Annotated in this window: 24 protein-coding genes; 6 read left to right on the top strand and 18 right to left on the bottom strand. The window is 60.7% G+C overall.

Annotated features, from left to right (window positions below; translation table 11 throughout):
• Positions 1-895, top strand: an 895-nt coding sequence (locus F8N49_RS13900) for a hypothetical protein (RefSeq protein ID WP_256675443.1), incomplete at its 5' end; no start/stop codon positions are given.
• 123 nt (positions 896-1,018) lie between these two features.
• On the opposite strand, the gene F8N49_RS13895 is transcribed toward F8N49_RS13900, so the two are convergent.
• The 10 genes from F8N49_RS13895 to F8N49_RS13850 all read right to left on the bottom strand — a co-directional run bounded on the left by F8N49_RS13895 (position 1,019) and on the right by F8N49_RS13850 (position 8,461).
• On the bottom strand, positions 1,019-1,567 hold the full coding sequence (locus F8N49_RS13895) for an RNA 2'-phosphotransferase (RefSeq protein WP_016772723.1): 549 nt from the start codon (positions 1,565-1,567) through the stop codon (positions 1,019-1,021).
• A gap of 139 nt (positions 1,568-1,706) precedes the next feature.
• Entirely contained in the window at positions 1,707-2,030 is a 324-nt protein-coding gene (locus F8N49_RS13890) for a DUF3392 domain-containing protein (RefSeq protein ID WP_008083808.1), read from the bottom strand.
• Between the two features lie 22 nt (positions 2,031-2,052).
• The gene (gene hemW, locus F8N49_RS13885) at positions 2,053-3,258 is read right to left on the bottom strand and encodes a radical SAM family heme chaperone HemW (protein WP_151551774.1); all 1,206 of its coding nucleotides are present in this window, start codon (positions 3,256-3,258) and stop codon (positions 2,053-2,055) included.
• Positions 3,255-3,851 carry an RdgB/HAM1 family non-canonical purine NTP pyrophosphatase gene (rdgB, locus tag F8N49_RS13880; RefSeq protein WP_024014661.1) on the bottom strand — a complete coding sequence of 199 codons (597 nt, stop codon included), beginning with the start codon at positions 3,849-3,851 and terminating at the stop codon, positions 3,255-3,257. Before rdgB ends, hemW begins: the two co-directional genes overlap by 4 nt.
• Entirely contained in the window at positions 3,848-4,282 is a 435-nt protein-coding gene (locus F8N49_RS13875) for a DUF4426 domain-containing protein (RefSeq protein ID WP_122506138.1), read from the bottom strand. The genes rdgB and F8N49_RS13875 overlap by 4 nt, the downstream gene beginning before the upstream one ends.
• A 26-nt stretch (positions 4,283-4,308) precedes the next feature.
• Positions 4,309-4,929 (bottom strand): methionine biosynthesis protein MetW, encoded by a 621-nt coding sequence (gene metW, locus F8N49_RS13870; protein ID WP_024014659.1) that lies wholly within the window; start codon positions 4,927-4,929, stop codon positions 4,309-4,311.
• A gap of 7 nt (positions 4,930-4,936) precedes the next feature.
• A complete protein-coding gene (locus F8N49_RS13865; RefSeq protein WP_024014658.1) occupies positions 4,937-6,076 on the bottom strand; it encodes a homoserine O-acetyltransferase in 1,140 nt (379 codons plus the stop codon).
• A gap of 254 nt (positions 6,077-6,330) precedes the next feature.
• On the bottom strand, positions 6,331-6,921 hold the full coding sequence (locus F8N49_RS13860) for a YggT family protein (protein ID WP_016772729.1): 591 nt from the start codon (positions 6,919-6,921) through the stop codon (positions 6,331-6,333).
• Positions 6,922-6,932: 11 nt separating this feature from the next.
• Positions 6,933-7,751 carry a pyrroline-5-carboxylate reductase gene (gene proC / locus F8N49_RS13855; protein WP_073471036.1) on the bottom strand — a complete coding sequence of 273 codons (819 nt, stop codon included), beginning with the start codon at positions 7,749-7,751 and terminating at the stop codon, positions 6,933-6,935.
• Between the two features lie 23 nt (positions 7,752-7,774).
• Entirely contained in the window at positions 7,775-8,461 is a 687-nt protein-coding gene (locus F8N49_RS13850) for a YggS family pyridoxal phosphate-dependent enzyme (protein WP_151551773.1), read from the bottom strand.
• A 56-nt stretch (positions 8,462-8,517) separates the two neighbouring features.
• Here F8N49_RS13850 and F8N49_RS13845 point away from each other — a divergent pair, with 56 nt between their 5' ends.
• On the top strand, positions 8,518-9,552 hold the full coding sequence (locus F8N49_RS13845) for a type IV pilus twitching motility protein PilT (protein ID WP_016772732.1): 1,035 nt from the start codon (positions 8,518-8,520) through the stop codon (positions 9,550-9,552).
• A 125-nt stretch (positions 9,553-9,677) separates the two neighbouring features.
• Here the strand turns inward: F8N49_RS13845 and F8N49_RS13840 are convergent, their stop codons facing one another.
• The gene (locus F8N49_RS13840) at positions 9,678-10,295 is read right to left on the bottom strand and encodes a C40 family peptidase (protein ID WP_024014657.1); all 618 of its coding nucleotides are present in this window, start codon (positions 10,293-10,295) and stop codon (positions 9,678-9,680) included.
• A gap of 248 nt (positions 10,296-10,543) precedes the next feature.
• Here F8N49_RS13840 and F8N49_RS13835 point away from each other — a divergent pair, with 248 nt between their 5' ends.
• Positions 10,544-10,978, top strand: coding sequence for a TM2 domain-containing protein (locus F8N49_RS13835; protein WP_016772734.1), 435 nt, complete (start codon positions 10,544-10,546; stop codon positions 10,976-10,978).
• 152 nt (positions 10,979-11,130) lie between these two features.
• Here the strand turns inward: F8N49_RS13835 and F8N49_RS13830 are convergent, their stop codons facing one another.
• The 7 genes from F8N49_RS13830 to gshB all read right to left on the bottom strand — a co-directional run bounded on the left by F8N49_RS13830 (position 11,131) and on the right by gshB (position 17,216).
• Complete coding sequence (locus tag F8N49_RS13830) at positions 11,131-12,402, bottom strand: dihydroorotase (protein WP_073471038.1); 1,272 nt, start codon at positions 12,400-12,402, stop codon at positions 11,131-11,133.
• Positions 12,399-13,403, bottom strand: a complete 1,005-nt coding sequence (locus F8N49_RS13825; protein ID WP_016772736.1) for an aspartate carbamoyltransferase catalytic subunit — start codon at positions 13,401-13,403, stop codon at positions 12,399-12,401. Before F8N49_RS13825 ends, F8N49_RS13830 begins: the two co-directional genes overlap by 4 nt.
• Positions 13,404-13,430: 27 nt before the next feature.
• On the bottom strand, positions 13,431-13,937 hold the full coding sequence (gene pyrR / locus F8N49_RS13820; protein WP_024014655.1) for a bifunctional pyr operon transcriptional regulator/uracil phosphoribosyltransferase PyrR: 507 nt from the start codon (positions 13,935-13,937) through the stop codon (positions 13,431-13,433).
• Positions 13,938-14,018: 81 nt separating this feature from the next.
• On the bottom strand, positions 14,019-14,456 hold the full coding sequence (gene ruvX, locus F8N49_RS13815) for a Holliday junction resolvase RuvX (RefSeq protein WP_016772738.1): 438 nt from the start codon (positions 14,454-14,456) through the stop codon (positions 14,019-14,021).
• Positions 14,456-15,028 (bottom strand): YqgE/AlgH family protein, encoded by a 573-nt coding sequence (locus F8N49_RS13810; RefSeq protein WP_071172227.1) that lies wholly within the window; start codon positions 15,026-15,028, stop codon positions 14,456-14,458. Before F8N49_RS13810 ends, ruvX begins: the two co-directional genes overlap by 1 nt.
• A gap of 168 nt (positions 15,029-15,196) precedes the next feature.
• Entirely contained in the window at positions 15,197-16,096 is a 900-nt protein-coding gene (locus F8N49_RS13805) for an energy transducer TonB (RefSeq protein ID WP_122751157.1), read from the bottom strand.
• A 148-nt stretch (positions 16,097-16,244) separates the two neighbouring features.
• A complete protein-coding gene (gene gshB, locus F8N49_RS13800) occupies positions 16,245-17,216 on the bottom strand; it encodes a glutathione synthase (RefSeq protein ID WP_042606571.1) in 972 nt (323 codons plus the stop codon).
• Between the two features lie 225 nt (positions 17,217-17,441).
• Between gshB and pilG the strand changes: the two genes are divergently transcribed.
• From pilG to F8N49_RS13785, 3 genes are read left to right on the top strand one after another with little or no spacing between them, the layout of a single operon-like run.
• Positions 17,442-17,846, top strand: a complete 405-nt coding sequence (gene pilG / locus F8N49_RS13795; RefSeq protein WP_016772743.1) for a twitching motility response regulator PilG — start codon at positions 17,442-17,444, stop codon at positions 17,844-17,846.
• A 60-nt stretch (positions 17,847-17,906) separates the two neighbouring features.
• Positions 17,907-18,272: a twitching motility response regulator PilH gene (gene pilH / locus F8N49_RS13790; protein WP_016772744.1), complete on the top strand. Its 366-nt coding sequence runs from the start codon at positions 17,907-17,909 to the stop codon at positions 18,270-18,272.
• Between the two features lie 10 nt (positions 18,273-18,282).
• A complete protein-coding gene (locus F8N49_RS13785; RefSeq protein WP_016772745.1) occupies positions 18,283-18,822 on the top strand; it encodes a chemotaxis protein CheW in 540 nt (179 codons plus the stop codon).
• The last annotated feature ends 109 nt before the right edge of the window (positions 18,823-18,931 follow it).

Genomic DNA, 18,931 nt, shown 5'->3' with positions numbered 1-18,931 from the left:
GGATCAAAGATTGCAGCGTGCCGCAGCTCCTTGTTTCTGGGGTTCGCTCAAGTTTGGCCATGATCCGCCGATAGCTCGAGGCCCCATTTGTAAAGGAAGACAAATCTTGAAAGCCATTTTTGCCTGCACCGTAGTTCTGGGTCTGCTGTTTTGCGCAGCGTGCGAACGGGTAGTCAGCCCCGAGGAATACTTCGCGAGTGCGCAGAGAACGGCGGCAAAGATCGAGCGCGACGCTAATGACCGGATCAAGCGTGAGGCCGCCGGGGAAAGCGTGCAATACACACCTGAACAGTTGCGCGTTGCCGAGGGTGATCTCAAGGCTCTTGTGGATAACCTCAAGCATGCGTCGGACGGCGGGCACACGCTGGCCACCTATTTTCTGGCCAGCCTGCAGGACAACCCGATGTTTTCCGAGCAGACGCGCTTACAGACCTGTGGTCTTTATCAGCAGGCCATGGATGATGGATTGTTAGCGGCTGCGGTGGGCTATTACCATTTGTGCGACAAGGCGTATGAACGATTTGATGCGCAAAATCCTGATCATTTGAAATTCTTGCAGTCTCTCGAGCAGTTGCTGCTCAAGCCTGATACGCAGGCTGACGACTATCCGTTGCAGGCCAAACGTTCGCTGTGTTTTGAAGAAAACGGGGCGCCTGCCGGCAGGGTCGGGCCGATGGCCGCCATGCGAGCCCGCGCAGCTGGCCTGGTATTGTCCGAAGACCAGTTCCGGGCTGAGGCCTACTACATACTCGCGTTGACTCGTTTGAATGGCAGCGATCTGCGCGACAGCGGGAATATCGAACACTTCGATAAAGCGATAGCGCTGGGCTGCAAAGATTCCGTTGGCCTTAAGGCGATCCTTCAGGCGCAGAGCCGCTTATCGAAGAATCATTGAACCATGGCCCGATAGTGGGAGCGAGCCTGCTCGCGAAGAGGTGTGTCAGTCGGCGTGGATGTTGAGTGTCAAACAGCTATCGCGAGCAGGCTCACTCCTACAGTAGCTGTGAGTGTCTCGGATTTACAGTTTTGTCATGAAGCGCGCAGGTACGTGGTCTGTCAGCCACACGCCGTTTTCGGCCTGATAGAACTTGAAGCCTCCTTCCTGCATCTGCTGCGCCGCGACTGCGAGGACCACTACGCTGCCGTAGCGTTGACCTACGGAAGTGGCAGTGACGATCTCTTCCGAAAGATGCACATGATGGCGTGATCCAGGGATTAGACCTTGTTCATTGATCGAATCGAGAAAACGCGTCGCTGTGCCGTGATACAGCGTTTGCGGTGGGTGTTTCTCGTCGAACTGCAACTCGACAGTCTTCGTCGAATGGCCCTGAACAGCGCGGATGCACAAGCCGTCAGTGGAAATCGCAAAACGCTTTTTGTCGCTACTTGCCACCACTGTTTCAATCAAATCGCGATCGAGATTGCGACCGTCACGCGCAGCACCATGAATCAGTGCGTCGATATTTGCCCAGCCATCCGAATCCAGCGTAAGACCAATCGCTTGAGGCTGGTGACGCAACACGAAGCTGAGAAATTTGCTCGTCTCATCCAGTAGTTTTTTACTCATGAACTTCCCTTTCATTGCAATCAACTGTGGGAGCGAGCCTGCTCGCGAAAGCGGTCTGACAATCAACGATGATGTTGGATGTTAAGACGCCTTCGCGAGCAGGCTCGCTCCCACATTTTGTTTCGGGGTGCTTGCGGGATCAGCGGCGATCAGCAACCACGCCGATCAGTACCAGTACCACCAGCAGCACCGGCGCCAGGCTGTAGTTGTTGAACTGGCTCAGGCCTTTGATCACCCACGGCGTGGCGTAGATCAGCGCGGCGCCGCTGCCGATCAGGCAGAGCAGGGCCATCAGGGGCACGCGCAGGGCGCCGGCGATGCTGCCCAGGCGTTGCTCGACCCAGCCTTTGAAGTCAGCGCCGAACAGCACCAGCAGGCAACCGACCAGCGCCAGAGCGATTTCCGAGAGATTGCTGCGGCTCCAGCGGGAGACGGTGGCCAGCAGGTCGAGTATCAAATCCATGCGTTTTCCCTTTGAGCTGAAGTCAGTTCAGAAATTGTTGCAGCAAGTCGTTGAGGAACAGCTGGCCGCGTTCGGTCGCCGCCAGGCGTGACGGTTCGACCTGCAACAGGCCGCTTTGTTCGGCCTGGCGCCGGCCTTCGGCGAGGGTCTCCAGCGACAGGCCGGTGCGCTCCGGATACAGGCGCGATTCGACCCCGGCAGTCAGGCGCAGGGCGTTCATCAGGAACTCGAACGGCATCTCGTCATTGCTCAGCGATTTCTCGCCGGCCTGAAAGCTTTTCGCCGGGTTCAGATAGTCCTTCGGCAGGCGGGTTTTCCATGTGCGCACGATGCGCCCGTCCGGATGACTCAGCTTGCCATGGGCGCCGGCGCCGATGCCGATGAAGTCGCCAAAACTCCAGTAATTGAGGTTGTGCCGCGCCGGTCGCCCTGCCTGGGCATACGCCGACACTTCGTATTGCGCGTAACCGTGCTCGGCCAGTAGCGCCTGGCCGGCTTCCTGAATGTCCCACAGCGTGTCGTCTTCCGGCAGCACTGGCGGCTGATTCCAGAACACCGTGTTCGGCTCCAGCGTCAGTTGATACCAGGAAATGTGCGTCGGCTTCAGCGCGATGGCCTGACGCAGATCGCTCAAGGCATCGTCCAGCGACTGATCGGGCAAACCGTGCATGAGATCGAGATTGAAGTTATCGAACCCGGCCTGCCGGGCCATGCCCGCCGCACGCACGGCTTCGTCACCGTTGTGGATGCGGCCGAGGGCCTCAAGCTTTTCCTGCTGAAAGCTCTGGATACCGATCGACAGGCGATTTATCCCCAGCTTGCGATAGGCGACAAACTTCTCTTGCTCGAAGGTGCCCGGATTGGCCTCAAGGGTGATTTCGATGTCGGCGGCGAACGGGATGCGCTGTTCGACGCCCTTCAGCAAACGCCCGAGGGCTTCGGCGCTGAACAGGCTCGGCGTCCCGCCACCGAAGAAAATCGAAGTCAGCTCACGGCCATACACCGCATGCAGATCCTGATCGAGATCGGCCAGCAGCGCGTCGACGTATTCCTGCTCAGGCAGCACCGGGCTGGCGGTGTGCGAGTTGAAATCGCAATACGGGCATTTGCGTACACACCACGGAATGTGGATGTACAGCGCCAGGGGCGGCAGGGTTGGCAGCGGTGCCCGAGGCGAGGACGCGGCGCCGCCGATGATCAGCGACGACGCGGAGGAATCAGTGGTCATTTCAAGCCCAGACGCTGGCGCAGCAGATCCATTGCACGGGCGCGGTGGCTGATCTGGTTCTTGTCGGCCGGGCTCAGTTCGGCGCTGGAGCAGTCGCGCTCCGGCACCCAGAACAGCGGGTCATAACCGAAGCCGTGCTCGCCGCTGGCAGCGGTGAGAATGCGCCCGTGCCACAGGCCTTCGCAGAGGATCGGCAGCGGATCATCGGCGTGGCGCACCAGTGCCAATACGCAGACGAACTGCGCGCCGCGCTCGGCTTGCGGCACGTCCTTCAGCGCATCGAGCAGTTTGGCGTTGTTCGCCGCGTCGCCCTGGCCGTCGGCGTAACGCGCCGAATAGATGCCCGGTGCGCCGCCGAGGAAATCCACTGCCAGCCCGGAATCGTCGGCCAGTGCCGGCAGCCCGGAAATGCGCGCGGCATTGCGGGCCTTGAGAATCGCGTTCTCGACGAACGACAGGCCGGTTTCTTCCGGCTCGACTTTGCTCCATTCGCCAATCGAGCGCAGTTGCACCGAGTCGCCGAGCATGGCCTGAAGTTCTTTGAGTTTGCCGGCGTTATGGCTGGCCAGTACGAGCTGCTTGATGTTCATCATTCGCCGGGAAAGAGTTCTTGGTTGAAATTGATGGTGTTGATCTTGTCGCCGTTTTGCACCTTGATTTCAAAGGTGCGGGTTTCCTGCTGCGGCACCGGGTACTGGGCGATGTAGTAGATCGCGCCCTGCTCGGTGACCTGGCGGAATTTCAGCGGCACGCTGTTGCTGGTCAGGTCCTTGACCGTGCCGGTGACGCTGGCGATCACCGGTTTGCCGTCCTTGACCACCGAGACGTTGATCACGCCCTGATTCTTGCTGCGGATCAGCTCGGCAGCCTTGGCGATGTCCGGTTGCAGGAACGTCGAGTTGAACGTGTTGTAGTGCACCGTGATGTCGCCGAAGGTTTCCTTGCGTTCACCTTTGATGACGTCCGCCGCCATGGCGCTGGCGCTCAGGCAGGCGGTGAGTAACAGCAACGCTAGACGACTCATGTTCGTGCTCCTTCAAATGCCCAGGCTCAGACCGCGACTCGGTGGTCCGCCAACTGCGGACTGCTGACGCGGTAGATACCGATTTCACCTAACAGATTAGGCCATAGCTTACTGGCCCACCCGTGGCGGTGCTGTTGATCCACGGCAAGCCGATCAATGACCTTGGCGTCACGTTCGCGGCACAGTTCTTCGAAATCCTCGAAGGTGCAGAAGTGGATGTTCGGCGTGTTGTACCAGGTGTAGGGCAGGAATTCCGAGACCGGCATGCGGCCCTTGCTCGCCAGATACCAGCGGCAGCGCCAGTGGCCGAAATTGGGGAAGGTGATGATGCACTGCCGGCCGACCCGGAGCATTTCGTCGAGGATCTTGTCCGGGTAATGCACCGCTTGCAGGGCCTGGGTCATGACGACGATGTCGAAACTGTTGCTGGCAAAATTGCCCAAGCCTTTGTCCAGATCCTGCTCAATGACGTTGATGCCCTTGGCCACGCACTCGGCGATGTTGTCGGCGTCGTTTTCCAGGCCATAACCGGTGACGTTCTTGTTGTCGCGCAGCCAGGTCAGCAGCTCGCCGTCACCGCAACCCAGGTCGAGGACGCGGCTTCCGGCGGGGATCCATTCCTGGATGATTTCCAGATCAGCTCTCATGGCTTTCTCACAACGAAATGCGGTTCATGTAATTGCCGAACGCCTGCAAATAACGCGGGATCGGAATCAGGAAGGCGTCGTGGCCCTGCGGCGCATCGATTTCCAGATAACTGACGTCCTTGCGCGCGGCCATCAGCGCATCCACCAGTTCCCGCGAGCGCGCCGGGGAGAAGCGCCAGTCGGTGGTGAACGACATCACGCAGAACTTGGCCGTGGCGTTTTCGAAGGTTTTCGCCAGATCATCGTCGAAGTTCGCCGCCGGATCGAAGTAATCCAGCGCTTTGGTCATCAGCAGATAAGTGTTGGCATCGAAGCGCCCGGAGAATTCTTCGCCCTGGTAACGCAGGTAGCTTTCGACCTGGAACTCGACGCTGTGGAAGTCGTAGTTGAGCTTTTCGCTCTTCAGGCCACGGCCGAATTTCTCACCCATGGAGTCGTCGGACAGATAGGTGATGTGCCCGACCATGCGCGCCAGCATCAGCCCGCGCTTGGGGATCACGCCGGCTTCCTGGAACGAGCCACCGTGGAATTCCGGATCGGTGAGGATCGCCTGACGCGCGACTTCGTTGAAGGCGATGTTCTGCGCCGACAATTTAGGCGCCGAGGCGATCGCCAGGCAGTGCCGCACGCGATCCGGGTAGGTGATGGTCCATTGCAGGGCCTGCATGCCGCCGAGGCTGCCGCCGATCACTGCCGCCCACTGGCCGATGCCGAGCAGGTCAGCCAGACGCGCCTGGCTGTGCACCCAGTCTTCCACGGTGAGCACCGGGAAGTCGGCGCCGAACGGCTTGCCGGTCTCCGGGTTGATACTGCTCGGGCCGGTGGAGCCGTTGCAGCCGCCGAGGTTGTTCAGGCTGACCACAAAGAACTTGTTGGTGTCGATCGGCTTGCCGGGGCCGATGCAGCTGTCCCACCAACCGGGCTTGCGGTCGTCGACGCTGTGATAACCAGCGGCGTGATGATGACCGGACAGCGCGTGGCAGATCAGCACGGCGTTGCTCGCCTGGGCGTTCAGCGTGCCGTAGGTTTCATAAATCAAGTCATAAGCGGCCAGCGAACGGCCACAGGCCAGCGTCAGCGGTTCGCTGAAATGCGCGGTTTGCGGCGTTACCAGACCAACAGAATCGGCGGGAAAGGCAGTTGGCATCGACCCTGCTCTCGTTGAAATGAGGCGTAAGTCTAAAGACCGGGGGGGTTAGCGGCAAGCAGCCCTCACCCTAACCCTCTCCCAGAGGGAGAGGGGACTGACCAAGGTGTTCTGTCGAACTGCGCCGACCTGATAATTGCGAGTCGAACTCCAATCTTGAGCTCAACACAAATCGGCTCCCTCTCCCTTGGGAGAGGGCTGGGGTGAGGGGCGCAGACGACGCCATATCAAGCCGAGCGCCGATCCCTCTCACCTCACATCAGCAAACGCAGGATTTCCGGCATCATCGTCATCGCCGCCAGATTGTTGATCACCAGCATGTCGATCAATTTCAGCGCAAGGAAGGCGAAGATCGGCGACAGATCCAGGCCACCAAGGTTCGGCAGGAAGCGGCGGAACGGTGCCAGCGCCGGTTCGCAGATCTGGTTGACCAGCTCAGCGCCCGGATTGTGGCTGCCCGGTGCGACCCACGACAGAATCACGCTGATGATCAGAGCGAAGAAGAAGATCTTCAGGAACAGTGCAGTGACGCCGATCAGCGACCAGATCACCAGTTGCAGCGGGTTGCCGGTGGTGCCGTAGGTCAGCAGCAGGGTCAGCGCCATCAGCAGCAGTTGCACCAGAATCGCCAGTACCAGCGACGACATGTCGAGGCCGAACAGGCTCGGGATGATCCGGCGCAAAGGCTTGAGCAGCGGCTGGGTGGCCTTGACCACGAACTGGCACAGCGGGTTGTAGAAGTTCGCCCGCACCAGTTGCAGGACGAAGCGCAGCAGCACGATCAGCAGGTACAGGCTGCCGAGGGTTTGCAGCACGTAAACCGCTGCGGTGTTCAATCCGATCATGTAAGGCTCCTTTATTTGCCCAGTTGTTCGGCCATTTCGGCCGAGCGGTGCGCGGCGGCGCCGAGTGCGGTTTCAACCAGCGCTTCGAAGCCGCCAGCCTGGAATGATTTGATCGCAGCTTCCGTGGTGCCATTCGGCGAGGTCACGCGGCGACGCAGTTCGGCGGCGTCGACATCGCTGGATACCGCCATGTGCGCGGCGCCCAGAGCAGTCTGCACGGTCAGTTGCTCAGCGATCTCTTTTGGCAGGCCAAGTTTGACGCCGGCGGCGGTCATCGCTTCGATCAACAGGAAAAAATACGCCGGGCCGGAGCCGGACACTGCGGTGACTGCGTCCAGTTGCTGTTCTTCTTCCAGCCACAGGGCGATGCCGACGGCGGACAGCAGCTCTTCGGCTTGCTGGCGCTGCTCGGCGCTCACTTCGCTGGTCGCGTACAGACCGCTGACACCCTGACGCAGCAGCGCCGGAGTATTGGGCATGCAGCGCACGATCGGTTGTTCGCCGAGCCACGCGGTCATGCTCGCGCAGGTGATGCCAGCGGCGATCGACACCACCAGTTGATTGGGCTTGAGGCTCGGGCGAATCGCCTCGCACACGGCTTTCATCGCCTGTGGCTTGACCGCCAGCACGATGACATCGACGCTGTCGATGGCCTGGGCGTTGTCAGCGAAGGTTTCGATGCCGTGTTCGGCGCTGACCTTGGCACGGGTGTCTTCGCCCGGATCGCTGGCGCGGATCTGCGCCGCTTCCAGACCTTTGGCGCGCAAGCCGCCAATCAGACTGGCCGCCATGTTGCCCGCACCGATAAACGCAATACGTGTGTTGCTCATGTGTGGTCCTTATCTGGAAACGTTCAAGACTGGGAATAATCTCTGGCGCCAAACAGCGCGGTACCGATCCGCACCCAGGTAGCGCCTTGGGCGATGGCCGACTCGAGGTCGTGGCTCATGCCCATGGACAGTGTGTCGAGCGGCAGAGCGAGGCTCGCCTGCAGTACCTGCACGGCGGCGAAGGCAGCGTCCTGTTCGGCGCGCTCCTCGGTCGGCTCGGGAATCGCCATCAGTCCGCGCAGCTTCAAGCGTGGCAACGCGCTGATGGCCTCGGCCAGCGCTGGCAGATCGGCCGGGGTGCAACCGGATTTGCTCGCCTCGCCGCTGACATTGACCTGAATGCAGATGTTCAGTGGCGGCAGTTCGGCCGGGCGTTGTTCGGACAGGCGTTGGGCAATTTTCAGACGATCCACGGAGTGCACCCAGTCGAAATGCTCGGCAATCGCGCGAGTCTTGTTCGATTGAATGGGGCCGATGAAGTGCCAGATCAAGGGCAGGTCGGCCAGCTCCAGCTGTTTGCCCAAGGCTTCCTGCAAGTAGTTTTCGCCGAAGTCGCGCAGGCCCGCCGCATAGGCTTCCCGCAGGGCCTGGGCGGGTTTGGTCTTGCTCACGGCGAGCAAATGGATGCTGTTTTCGTCGCGGTGCGCAGCTTTCGCCGCTGCCCGGATGCGCGAACTAACCTGAAGGATGTTGTCTGCTATCGTGGACATCAAGAGGCGCCGGCGGTCTGTAGGTTCGCGGCATTCTACTGGAATTGAGGGACGCTATGGATATCACTGAACTGCTGGCCTTCAGCGCCAAACAGGGCGCTTCCGACCTGCACCTGTCGGCCGGCCTGCCGCCGATGATCCGTGTCGATGGCGACGTGCGACGGATCAATTTGCCGGCGCTGGATCACAAGCAAGTGCACGATCTGATCTACGACATCATGAACGACACCCAGCGCATCGAATTCGAGAAAAATCTGGAAACGGATTTTTCCTTCGATGTACCCGGCGTGGCGCGCTTTCGGGTCAACGCCTTTAACCAGAATCGTGGTGCCGGCGCGGTGTTCCGCACCATTCCGTCGAAAGTGCTGAGCATGGAAGACCTCGCCATGGGCGATGTTTTCCGCAAGATCACCGATGCGCCGCGCGGGCTGGTCCTGGTCACCGGGCCGACCGGCTCCGGCAAATCGACCACGCTGGCGGCGATGATCGATTACCTCAACACCCATCGCCATCACCACATTCTCACCATCGAAGACCCCATCGAGTTCGTCCATGAATCGCGCAAATGCCTGATCAATCAGCGCGAAGTTCATCGCGATACCCGCAGCTTCGCCACCGCACTGCGCTCGGCCTTGCGTGAAGACCCGGACGTGATCCTGGTCGGCGAAATGCGTGATCTGGAAACCATTCGCCTGGCGCTGACCGCCGCCGAGACCGGGCATCTGGTGTTCGGCACGCTGCACACGACCTCGGCGGCGAAGACCATCGACCGCGTGGTCGACGTGTTTCCCGGCGACGAGAAATCGATGGTGCGTTCGATGCTGTCAGAGTCGTTGCTCGCGGTGGTGTCGCAGACGTTGATCAAGAAGATCGGCGGCGGGCGGGTGGCGGCGCATGAAATCATGCTCGGGACATCGGCGATCCGTAACCTCATTCGCGAGGACAAGGTGGCGCAGATGTATTCAGCGATTCAGACCGGTGGGTCGTTGGGGATGCAGACACTCGATATGTGCCTGAAGGATCTGGTGACCAAGGGCTTGATCAGCCGCGAGCATGCACGCGAGAAAGCGCGTACGCCGGATAATTTTTGAGGGAGTGATCGTTCCCACGCTCTGCGTGGGAATGCAGCCTGGGACGCTCTGCGTCCCTGCCGAAGCGGACGCGGAGCGTCCATTGAGTCATTCCCACGCGGAGCGTGGGAACGATCGGTATGGTGTTAGCGCTGGACTACGCGCAGCTGCTGTTGCTCTTTCGGCAACACGCGCTTGGCGACGACGTAATGCTTTTCCCAGTACGGCTTGTTCAGCGTGTCGATGCTCACCGCTTTGCCACGGCGCGGGGCGTGGATGAAGCGGTCGTTGCCCAGGTAGATGGCAACGTGGTTGACCCGACGGCTCTTGATGTTGAAGAAAATCAGATCGCCCGGCTTCAGATCCTTGCGCTCGACTTTCTCGCCGTGACCGCTGGCCATGGCGTTGGAGGTGCGTGGCAGGTCGAACGTAGCGTCGTTGAACGCATATTTCACCAGACCGCTGCAATCGAAGCCTTTACTTGGGCTGCTGCCGCCCCAACGATAAGGTGTACCGAGGACGTTTACCGCACGGCTCAGCACATTGCTGCTTTCCTTGCTCGCCATCGGTGGCACCAGCTTGCTGCGGCTCTTGCTGCTCAGCGTGGTGGTCTTGCTCTTGCTGCTTTTGCTCGATGGAGCCGAAGCATGGGATTTAGGGGTGAAGCCGTTGACGTTGGGAAGACGTTGCTCACGATTGGTGGCGTGGGCGGCCAGTGGCATTAATAGGCAAATAGTCAGCCATGTCTTGAAAAATGGTCGCATTAGGCGTGGCTCATAAGTGATAGCGCGCAACTTTATAACAGCTTTTTTTGCCGTTCCGAGGCCGTTCATCGATTCATTCCGCCGGCTACGGAACCAAAAACGCTCAAAAAGTACGCAATTGTCCGACAGAAGTCAGGTTCTACAAGGGTTTCGCGCTAGCAACGGTAACATTTGCCATACGTCGGCCACCTGTAAAAAAGTCACAAAGAAATGAAGAATATTTATCTATCGAGTGCAATGAGGTCTTAATGAACAGCTATCAGCTACCCCGCGTGAAAGAAAAAGACACTCACAGCAAAGTCATCGGCTACCTGCTGTGGATTTTCGGATTCACCGGCGCGCACCGCTTTTATTACGGCAAGCCGGTGACCGGAACGATCTGGTTCTTCACCTTCGGTTTGCTGGGGATTGGCTGGCTGATCGACCTGTTTCTGATCCCGGCGATGGATCGCGAAGCGGATTTGCGCTTTGCTGCCGGGCCGATCGAGTACAACGTCGCGTGGATTCTGCTGACTTTCCTCGGTGTGTTCGGCGTACACCGGATGTATCAGGGCAAATGGATCAGCGGCTTGCTGTATCTGCTGACCGGCGGGTTGTTCTTTATTGGTGTGCTGTATGACTTCTGGACCCTGAACGATCAGGTGTCGGTGCGCAACGCGCAGAATCGCGGCGCCTTCCAGTAAGTAGTGGCGAGGGGATTTATCCCCGTTGGGCCGCGAAGCGGTCCTGAATCCGAGAACGCGGTGGATTTGTTCCACCGCGTGCAATGCCTTCGCGACTGCTACGCAGCCGAACGGGGATAAATCCCCTTGCCACAATCTCCCTCAGTAGCAGGTCATGCCTGGTGGGTGATCCGCCCATCCACCAGCGTGTAGCGCACCACACCCGGCAGACTGTGCCCGATGAACGGGCAGTTCTCGCCCTTCGACAGCCATTGTTCACCGGCCACCGTCGATGACTTCGGATCGAACAGCACGATATCCGCCGCACCGCCCACCGCCAGTTTGCCCGCCGGCAGGCGCAGGGCTTCGGCCGGGCCTGCGCTGAGACGTGCCAGCAGCGTCGGCAAGTCGAGCAAACCATCCTCGACCAGCGTCATCGCCAGCGGCAGCAGCAACTCAACACTGCTGATGCCCGGCTCGGTGGCGCCGAACGGTGCCAGTTTGGCGTCGCGCTCGTGGGGCTGGTGATGGCTGGAGATCGCCGAAACCACCCCGGACTTCACCGCTTCACGCAAACCATCGCGGTCGGCGCGGGTGCGCAGCGGCGGTTGCACGTGGTAGAGGCTGTTGAAGTCGATCAGCGCTTCGTCAGTCAGGATCAGCTGATACAGCGCGACATCGGCAGTGACTTTCAGACCTCGGGCCTGCGCCTGGGCAATCAGGGCAACACCGCGCGCACTGGTCAGCTGGCTGAAGTGCGCACGCACGCCGGTCTGCTCGACCAGCAGCAGATCGCGAGCGAGCGCCACGGTTTCCGCGGTTTCCGGGATGCCCGGCAGGCCAAGGAAACTGGCGACCGCGCCTTCGTGGGCGAGACCGCCCTCGGCCAGATCGTGGTCCTGCGAGTTGAAGATCACCGTCAGGTCGAAAGTCGCCGCGTATTCCAGCGCCCGGCACAGGGTGCGGCTGTTGCGGAAGCTCTCCAGACCGTTGCCGAACGCCACGCAACCGGCGTCGCGCAGGGCCACCAGTTCGGCCAGTTGCTCACCGTCCAGACCTTTGCTCAGCGCGCCGATCGGGAACACCTTGGTGTTGCCGGCTTCGCGGGCGCGGTCGAGGATCAGTTCGGCCACGGCGGATGTGTCGAGCACCGGCTTGGTCTTCGGCGGGCAGCACAGGCTGGTCACGCCACCGGCAGCGGCGGCGCGGGTTTCGCTGACGATCGAGCCTTTGCGGCTGTAGCCCGGCTCGCGCAGGGCAACGTTGAGGTCGACCAGGCCAGGCGCGGCTACCAGGCCTTGAGCATCGATGGTTTCTACTGCGCTGAAACCGGCCGGTGCGGCGCCGAGGGCGACGATCTTGCAAGCTTCAACGTGGATGTCGGTGATTTGATCCAGGCCGCTGCTGGGATCGATGACGCGTGCGCCGAGAATGCTGAGCTTCACTGGGCGTTCTCCTGCTCGAATTGACGTTGCGCAGTCTGCCCGCTCATGGCCATGGACAGCACGGCCATACGAATCGCGATGCCGTAGGTCACTTGATTGAGGATCACCGAGTGCGGGCCGTCGGCCACCGCCGACTCGATCTCCACACCACGGTTGATCGGCCCCGGGTGCATGACGATGCAATCGGGTTTGGCCCCGGCCAGACGTGCGGTGGTCAGGCCGAACAGGCGATAGAACTCGCCTTCGCTGGGCAGCAGGCCGCCGGTCATGCGCTCACGTTGCAGACGCAGCATGATTACCACGTCGACGTCTTTCAGGCCTTCAGCCATGTCGGTGTAGACCTTGACGCCATATTGCTCGATGCCGATCGGCAGCAGGGTTTTCGGCGCGATCACGCGGATGTCCGGGCAGCCAAGGGTTTTCAGCGCGAGCATGTTCGAGCGCGCCACCCGCGAATGCAGGATGTCACCGACGATCGCCACCGAGAGGTTTTCGAAACCGCCCTTGTGCCGACGGATGGTGAGCATGTCGAGCATGCCCTGGGTCGGGTGCGCATGCCGGCCGTCGCCGCCGTTGATGATCGCCACCTGCGGACAGACATGCTCGGCGATGAAGTGCGCCGCGCCCGAGTCGCCGTGGCGCACGACGAACATGTCTGCGGCCATCGCTTCAAGGTTGCGCAGGGTATCGAGCAGCGTTTCGCCCTTGCTCGCCGACGATGTCGACACGTTCAGGGTGATCACGTCTGCCGACAACCGTTGGGCCGCCAGTTCAAACGTGGTGCGGGTGCGCGTGGAGTTTTCGAAGAACACGTTGCACACGGTCTTGCCGCGCAGCAACGGGACTTTCTTCACCGCCCGGGCACCGACTTCAAGGAACGAGTCGGCAGTGTCGAGGATTTCCGTCAGCAACTCGCGGCGCAGGCCGTCGAGCGAGAGGAAGTGGCGCAGCTGGCCCTGATCATTGAGCTGCAGCGGGCGCTTGGTATCTAGAGGCGTCATCGCGAGGGGGACTCTCAATAGGGCGGATTAAAGGGTGACGTCTTGCAGTTCGAGCGTCAGCGGCTCGGGGCCGGACAACTTGACCCGCTGGTTGCCGGCCAGGGTCAGGGTGGCGCCGACCACGTTCGGGCGGATCGGCAACTCGCCGGCGTCCAGGTCCAGCAGGCAGACCAGGGTGACGCTGGCCGGGCGGCCGTAATCGAACAGTTCATTCATGGCGGCGCGAATGGTCCGACCGCTCATCAGCACGTCGTCGATCAGCACCAGATGCTGGCCTTCGATCTCGAAGGGCAGGGCGGACGGGCGCACTTGCGGGTGCAGGCCGTTCTGGCTGAAGTCGTCGCGATAGAAGGACACATCCAGCGTGCCCAGTGGCGCATCGCTGGCCAGTTCCTTGAGCAGCGCCTGCGCGACCCAGATGCCGCCGGTGCGAATGCCGATGTAACGCGGTTCGCTGATGTCACGCTGGGCAAGGTGCGCCTTGAGGCGGGTCGCCATCTGACTGATCAGATCGGCGGGATTGGGCAGGCTCATGGTTGCTCCTTCGTGATTCCGCGCTGCGTCCTGCCGGACGAAGCTCGGTTTATAACCAAAAGAAAAGCGCCGAAGCGCTTGTCAGGATTCAAACAATGCAGTGTTTTCATCGAGCCAGCCCTGCAGCAGCAGGGCAGCGGCGATGGCGTCCACCGGGTTGTCGCGGTAACTGCCTTTCTGGCCGCCACGCACCAGTCGCTCGCCCTTGGCTTCGAAGGTGGTCAGGCGTTCGTCGTGGGTATAGAAGGGCAGGTTGTAGCGGCCGTTGAGGCGGCGGGCGAATTTCTCCGCGCGTACGCACATCTCACTGGGCGTGCCGTCCATGTTCAACGGAAGGCCGACCACTACGGCGTCGGGTTTCCATTCTTTTATCAGCGCTTCGACCTGATCCCAGTTCGGCACGCCGTTCTGCGCTTTCAGGGTGCACAGCTCGCGGGCCTGGCCGGTGATGACCTGGCCGACCGCGACGCCGATCTGTTTGGTGCCGTAGTCGAAGCCGAGAATCAGGCGCAGGGCCATCAGGCGTGACCCGCCTGGCTGGTGAGCAGATTGAGATCGATGCCCAAGTGCCGCGCCGCCGCTTCCAGGCGCAATTCGCTGCGGGTGTTGAAGAGGATGTCGGCGTTGAACGGGCAGGTCAGCCAGGCGTTGTCGGCCAGTTCGGCTTCCAGTTGCCCGGCTTCCCAACCGGCGTAACCGAGGGTAATCAGGCTCTGCGCGGGGCCGACGCCGTCAGCGATGGCGAACAGCACGTCCTGCGAAGTCGACAGGGCCAGGTCGCCGTCCAGCTGCGCCGTGGCCTGGAAGGTCTGGCCCGCCGGGTGCAGGACAAAACCGCGATCGGTCTGCACCGGCCCGCCGATGAAGATCGGCACATCCTGGCAGCGTGCCGGCGGCTCGATGTCCGGGCGCAGCTGTTCGAGGATGTCGGCCAGGTTCAAGTCTTGCCGCCTGTTGACCACCAGCCCCATCGCGCCATTGGCCGTGTGCTCGACGATGTAGGTCAAGGTGTGGGCAAAGTTCGGGTCGGCCATGTGTGGCATGGCGATCAGGAAGTGATGCTTGAGGTAGCTGGGGCTGACGTTTTTCATGAGCGCTAGTGTGGCGTTCGAGGGGCGAACTGACAAGCTGGAGATGCTGACAACACAATTCCAATGTGGGAGCGAGCCTGCTCGCGAATGCGGTGGATCAGTCACATTAATATTGAATGACACACCGCATTCGCGAGCAGGCTCGCTCCCACAGGGTTTGCAGGGTCTTTAATTGCTGGAGAGCTTGTCGCCCCGGGCAAATTTCCAGGTGCGGATGATTTCCAGGCGGTCGATGTCCGACAGATCGCCGGTAAACGGTGCAAACGGCGCGGCCAGGCGGACGATGCGCTGCGCCGCCTGATCGAGCAGCGGCTGGCCGGAGGATTCCAGCACCAGCACTTCATACAGCGAGCCGTCGCGATTGATCGAGACCATCAGGCGCAAATTGCCGTAGATCTGCTTGCGTCGGGCTTCTTCGGGGTAGTTGAGGTTGCCGATGCGCTCGACCTTCTTGCGCCAGTCGTCCTTGTACCAGGCGCCCTTGTCGCGCATGGTCGAGGCCGCGCTCAAGCGGTGGATGCGCGGGCGTTTGGCGTACAGCTGTTGTTCCTTGGCCAGCTCTGCTTCGAGGCTGGCGATGTCGCTGGACAGCTGCGAGCTGTCGAACGCTGGCGCGTCGACGGTCGGTTTGACTTCGGTTTTGCTTTCTTCTTTCTTGGTCGGCGCCTTTTTCGGTTTCGGCGCAACGGTGGTCACCGCTGCCTTCGGGGCGGCTTCCTGCACCACTGGCTTGGCGGCAGGCGGCGGGGTGACCTTTTTGACCTGATTGTCCTGGAACGGCGCGATTTCGGTGGTCTTGGGCAGGGCTTTCTTGTCCAGCGTGCCGCTGCCTTCCTGGTTTTCCTGAGCGAGAAAATCTGCCTTTTCCGGCTTCTTCTCGGCCTTGAAGGTGGCCAGGGTGATTTCCAGGGTTTTGCTGATCTGCTGCGGCTCGACCATGGTGAAACCGACGCCGAGCAGCAGCGCCAGGTGAATCAGCGCCGCGAGAAACAGGGTAAAACCGAGGCGATCGGCCGGGCGCACGCCACGATGGGCGAGTTCAGCGGGCAGATCGGACGGCAGAGTCATCGTAGAAAAACCAACATCGCATTTTTTTGGGCTCGGCATGATAACGCAATGTTGGTTTTTAGCTGCAAGCGACGAGCTTCAAGCGACAAGCTGCATAGGGGCAGCTTCAAGCTTCAAGCTTCAAGCTTCAAGCTGACGCTGGCCGGCTTCAAGCTTGTGGCTTGCGGCTCGAAGCTTGCAGCTGCTTTTCGATAGCATCCATGAGCATGCCGCCGATGTCAGTGCCGAACGCATTGTCGATTTCGCGGATGCAAGTCGGGCTGGTGACATTGATTTCGGTCAGGTGCTCGCCGATCACGTCGAGGCCGACGAACAGCAGGCCTTTCTCGCGCAGGGTCGGGCCGACCTGGGCGGCGATCCAGCGATCCTTCTCGGTCAGTGGACGCGCTTCGCCACGGCCACCGGCGGCGAGGTTGCCACGGGTTTCGCCCATGGCCGGGATACGCGCCAGGCAGTAATCCACCGGCTCGCCATCGATCATCAGGATGCGCTTGTCGCCATCGACGATCGCCGGCAGGTAGCCCTGAATCATGATTTGCTGCTTGCCGTGCAGGGTCAGGGTCTCGAGGATCACCGAGAGGTTCGGGTGGCCGGCGGTGTGGCGGAAGATCGACGAACCGCCCATGCCGTCCAGCGGCTTGAGGATCACGTCACCGTGATGGTCGGCGAACTGACGCAATACGTCCGGGCGGCGGCTGACGATGGTCGGCGGCGTGCACTGCGGAAACAGCGTAGCGAACAGCTTTTCATTGCAGTCGCGCAGGCTCTGCGGCTTGTTCACCACCAGCACGCCGGCGGCTTCGGCCTGTTCCAGCAGATAAGTGGAATAGACGAATTCCATGTCGAACGGCGGATCCTTGCGCATGAGGATCACGTCCAGGTCGCTCAGCAGCTTGTCCTGCTCGGCGTCCAGTTCGAACCATTTGTCCGGGTTGGCGAAGACTTTCAGCGGGCTCATCCGCGCCCGCGCCTGGCCTTCGGCCTGATACAGGTCTTTCTGTTCCATGTAGAACAGTTCCCAGCCACGCTTCTGCGCGGCCAGCAGCATGGCCAGCGAGCTATCCTTTTTATAGGAGATGCTGGCGATAGGGTCCATGACAATCCCGACGCGAACGCTCATTGGGTTTTCCTCGAAATTTGGCTACCGGATCGGTATTGAAAAAGTGCCGCCAGAGTGGCGCCGGGCGGGTTTCGGGTCAAGGAAAAACCCGTCGATAGATTGCATCTGGAGACTGTGCTAAAAAGGCTGGCAGATCGCGCCGCCCCATGGGTTTCAAGGGTTTCAGGCCATTATTCACAGCAAAACGGACAATTTGATTCGCAAAGGCGACGGTAGAACCCTCTTATGGAACAGCAGTCCAGCGCCTTGAAGGTCATGGTGATCGACGACTCGAAAACGATTCGCCGCACCGCCGAAACATTGTTGAAGAATGTCGGTTGCGAAGTGATCACCGCCATCGACGGTTTCGATGCGCTGGCGAAGATCGCCGACCACCATCCCGGGATTATCTTCGTCGACATCATGATGCCGCGTCTGGACGGTTATCAGACCTGCGCCCTGATCAAGAACAACAGCGCCTTCAAGGCGACGCCGGTGATCATGCTTTCATCCAGGGACGGGTTGTTCGACAAGGCCAAGGGGCGGATTGTCGGTTCTGATCAATTTCTGACCAAACCGTTCAGCAAAGAAGAACTGCTCAACGCGATCCAGGCCCATGTTCCGGGCTTCGCCGCCGTTTTGCCGCAGTAAGACACGCACAGTGACGCTCGGCCAGCGGGCCGGCAGTCGACCAGAAAAATGGGGAAGACCATGGCACGTATCCTGATCGTCGATGATTCGCCGACTGAAATGTACAAACTCACCGGCATGCTCGAAAAGCACGGCCATGAAGTGCTCAAGGCCGAGAACGGCGCCGACGGCGTGGCCCTGGCCCGTCAGGAAAAACCCGACGCGGTGCTGATGGACATCGTCATGCCCGGCCTCAACGGTTTTCAGGCGACCCGTCAGTTGACCAAGGATGCCGACACGGCGCACATCCCGGTGATCATCATCACCACCAAGGATCAGGAGACCGACAAGGTCTGGGGCACCCGCCAGGGCGCCAAGGATTACCTGACCAAACCGGTCGACGAAGACACCCTGATCAAGACCCTGAACAACGTACTCAACGGCTGATCGCGCGATCATGAACGAATCGCTGACCGCGTTCGAACTGCTCTGGCAGATCGACCAGCGCTGCCGCCTGCTGGCAGCCGACCTGCCGTCGCAAGCGGCGCGCCCGGATCGCTGGAGCGGCATCGGCTTTCGCCTCGGCGAGCATTGGTATGTGGCGCCGATGGGCGAAGTCAGCGAAGTCCTGCATGAGCCGCGCTTCACCCAGTTGCCCGGGGTCAAGCCGTGGGTCAAGGGTGTGGCTAACCTGCGCGGGCGGCTGCTGCCGATCATGGACCTGTGCGGCTTCTTCGGCCATGAACTGTCGCCGTTGCGCAAACAGCGGCGGGTATTGGTGGTGGAGCATGAAGACGTGTTCGCCGGGGTAATGGTCGACGAAGTCATCGGCTTGCAGCATTTCGAACAGGGCAGTTTCGAGCCGCTGTCGATCAGCAAGCGCCAGGGCTCCAAGGCCGAATTCGTCAAAGGCTATTTCCGCCGCGAACAGAACTGGCGGGTGTTCAGCCTGTTTGCACTGGCCAGATCTCCGGTGTTCATGGGTGTAGCTCTTTAGCACGAACAACAGAACCCATGTGGACGCGGGCCATGTGGCGAGGGGATTTATCCCCGTTGGGTCGCGCAGCGGCCCCAAAAACTGCAATGCCTGACACCGTCAGTGCATG

The sequence above is a fragment of the Pseudomonas sp. GXM4 genome (assembly GCF_008923895.1).
In the GTDB taxonomy this organism is placed as follows: Bacteria; Pseudomonadota; Gammaproteobacteria; order Pseudomonadales; family Pseudomonadaceae; genus Aquipseudomonas; species Aquipseudomonas atacamensis.
Note: the sequence above shows the minus strand (reverse complement) of the source record. Positions and strands in the feature narration are given on the sequence as shown.

Coding starts and splice junctions, on each gene's coding strand:
- pilH (WP_016772744.1), top strand. CDS start 17,907: ATGGCACGTATCCTGATCGTCGATGATTCGCCGACTGAAATGTACAAA.
- F8N49_RS13805 (WP_122751157.1), bottom strand. CDS start 16,096: ATGACTCTGCCGTCCGATCTGCCCGCTGAACTCGCCCATCGTGGCGTG.
- ruvX (WP_016772738.1), bottom strand. CDS start 14,456: ATGGCCCTGCGCCTGATTCTCGGCTTCGACTACGGCACCAAACAGATC.
- F8N49_RS13825 (WP_016772736.1), bottom strand. CDS start 13,403: ATGACGCCTCTAGATACCAAGCGCCCGCTGCAGCTCAATGATCAGGGC.
- F8N49_RS13810 (WP_071172227.1), bottom strand. CDS start 15,028: ATGAAAAACGTCAGCCCCAGCTACCTCAAGCATCACTTCCTGATCGCC.
- F8N49_RS13840 (WP_024014657.1), bottom strand. CDS start 10,295: ATGCGACCATTTTTCAAGACATGGCTGACTATTTGCCTATTAATGCCA.
- proC (WP_073471036.1), bottom strand. CDS start 7,751: ATGAGCAACACACGTATTGCGTTTATCGGTGCGGGCAACATGGCGGCC.
- F8N49_RS13890 (WP_008083808.1), bottom strand. CDS start 2,030: ATGGATTTGATACTCGACCTGCTGGCCACCGTCTCCCGCTGGAGCCGC.
- F8N49_RS13785 (WP_016772745.1), top strand. CDS start 18,283: ATGAACGAATCGCTGACCGCGTTCGAACTGCTCTGGCAGATCGACCAG.
- F8N49_RS13835 (WP_016772734.1), top strand. CDS start 10,544: ATGAACAGCTATCAGCTACCCCGCGTGAAAGAAAAAGACACTCACAGC.
- pilG (WP_016772743.1), top strand. CDS start 17,442: ATGGAACAGCAGTCCAGCGCCTTGAAGGTCATGGTGATCGACGACTCG.
- F8N49_RS13850 (WP_151551773.1), bottom strand. CDS start 8,461: ATGTCCACGATAGCAGACAACATCCTTCAGGTTAGTTCGCGCATCCGG.
- hemW (WP_151551774.1), bottom strand. CDS start 3,258: ATGACCACTGATTCCTCCGCGTCGTCGCTGATCATCGGCGGCGCCGCG.
- F8N49_RS13845 (WP_016772732.1), top strand. CDS start 8,518: ATGGATATCACTGAACTGCTGGCCTTCAGCGCCAAACAGGGCGCTTCC.
- pyrR (WP_024014655.1), bottom strand. CDS start 13,937: ATGAGCCTGCCCAATCCCGCCGATCTGATCAGTCAGATGGCGACCCGC.
- F8N49_RS13860 (WP_016772729.1), bottom strand. CDS start 6,921: ATGATCGGATTGAACACCGCAGCGGTTTACGTGCTGCAAACCCTCGGC.
- gshB (WP_042606571.1), bottom strand. CDS start 17,216: ATGAGCGTTCGCGTCGGGATTGTCATGGACCCTATCGCCAGCATCTCC.
- metW (WP_024014659.1), bottom strand. CDS start 4,929: ATGAGAGCTGATCTGGAAATCATCCAGGAATGGATCCCCGCCGGAAGC.
- rdgB (WP_024014661.1), bottom strand. CDS start 3,851: ATGATGAACATCAAGCAGCTCGTACTGGCCAGCCATAACGCCGGCAAA.
- F8N49_RS13895 (WP_016772723.1), bottom strand. CDS start 1,567: ATGAGTAAAAAACTACTGGATGAGACGAGCAAATTTCTCAGCTTCGTG.
- F8N49_RS13865 (WP_024014658.1), bottom strand. CDS start 6,076: ATGCCAACTGCCTTTCCCGCCGATTCTGTTGGTCTGGTAACGCCGCAA.
- F8N49_RS13875 (WP_122506138.1), bottom strand. CDS start 4,282: ATGAGTCGTCTAGCGTTGCTGTTACTCACCGCCTGCCTGAGCGCCAGC.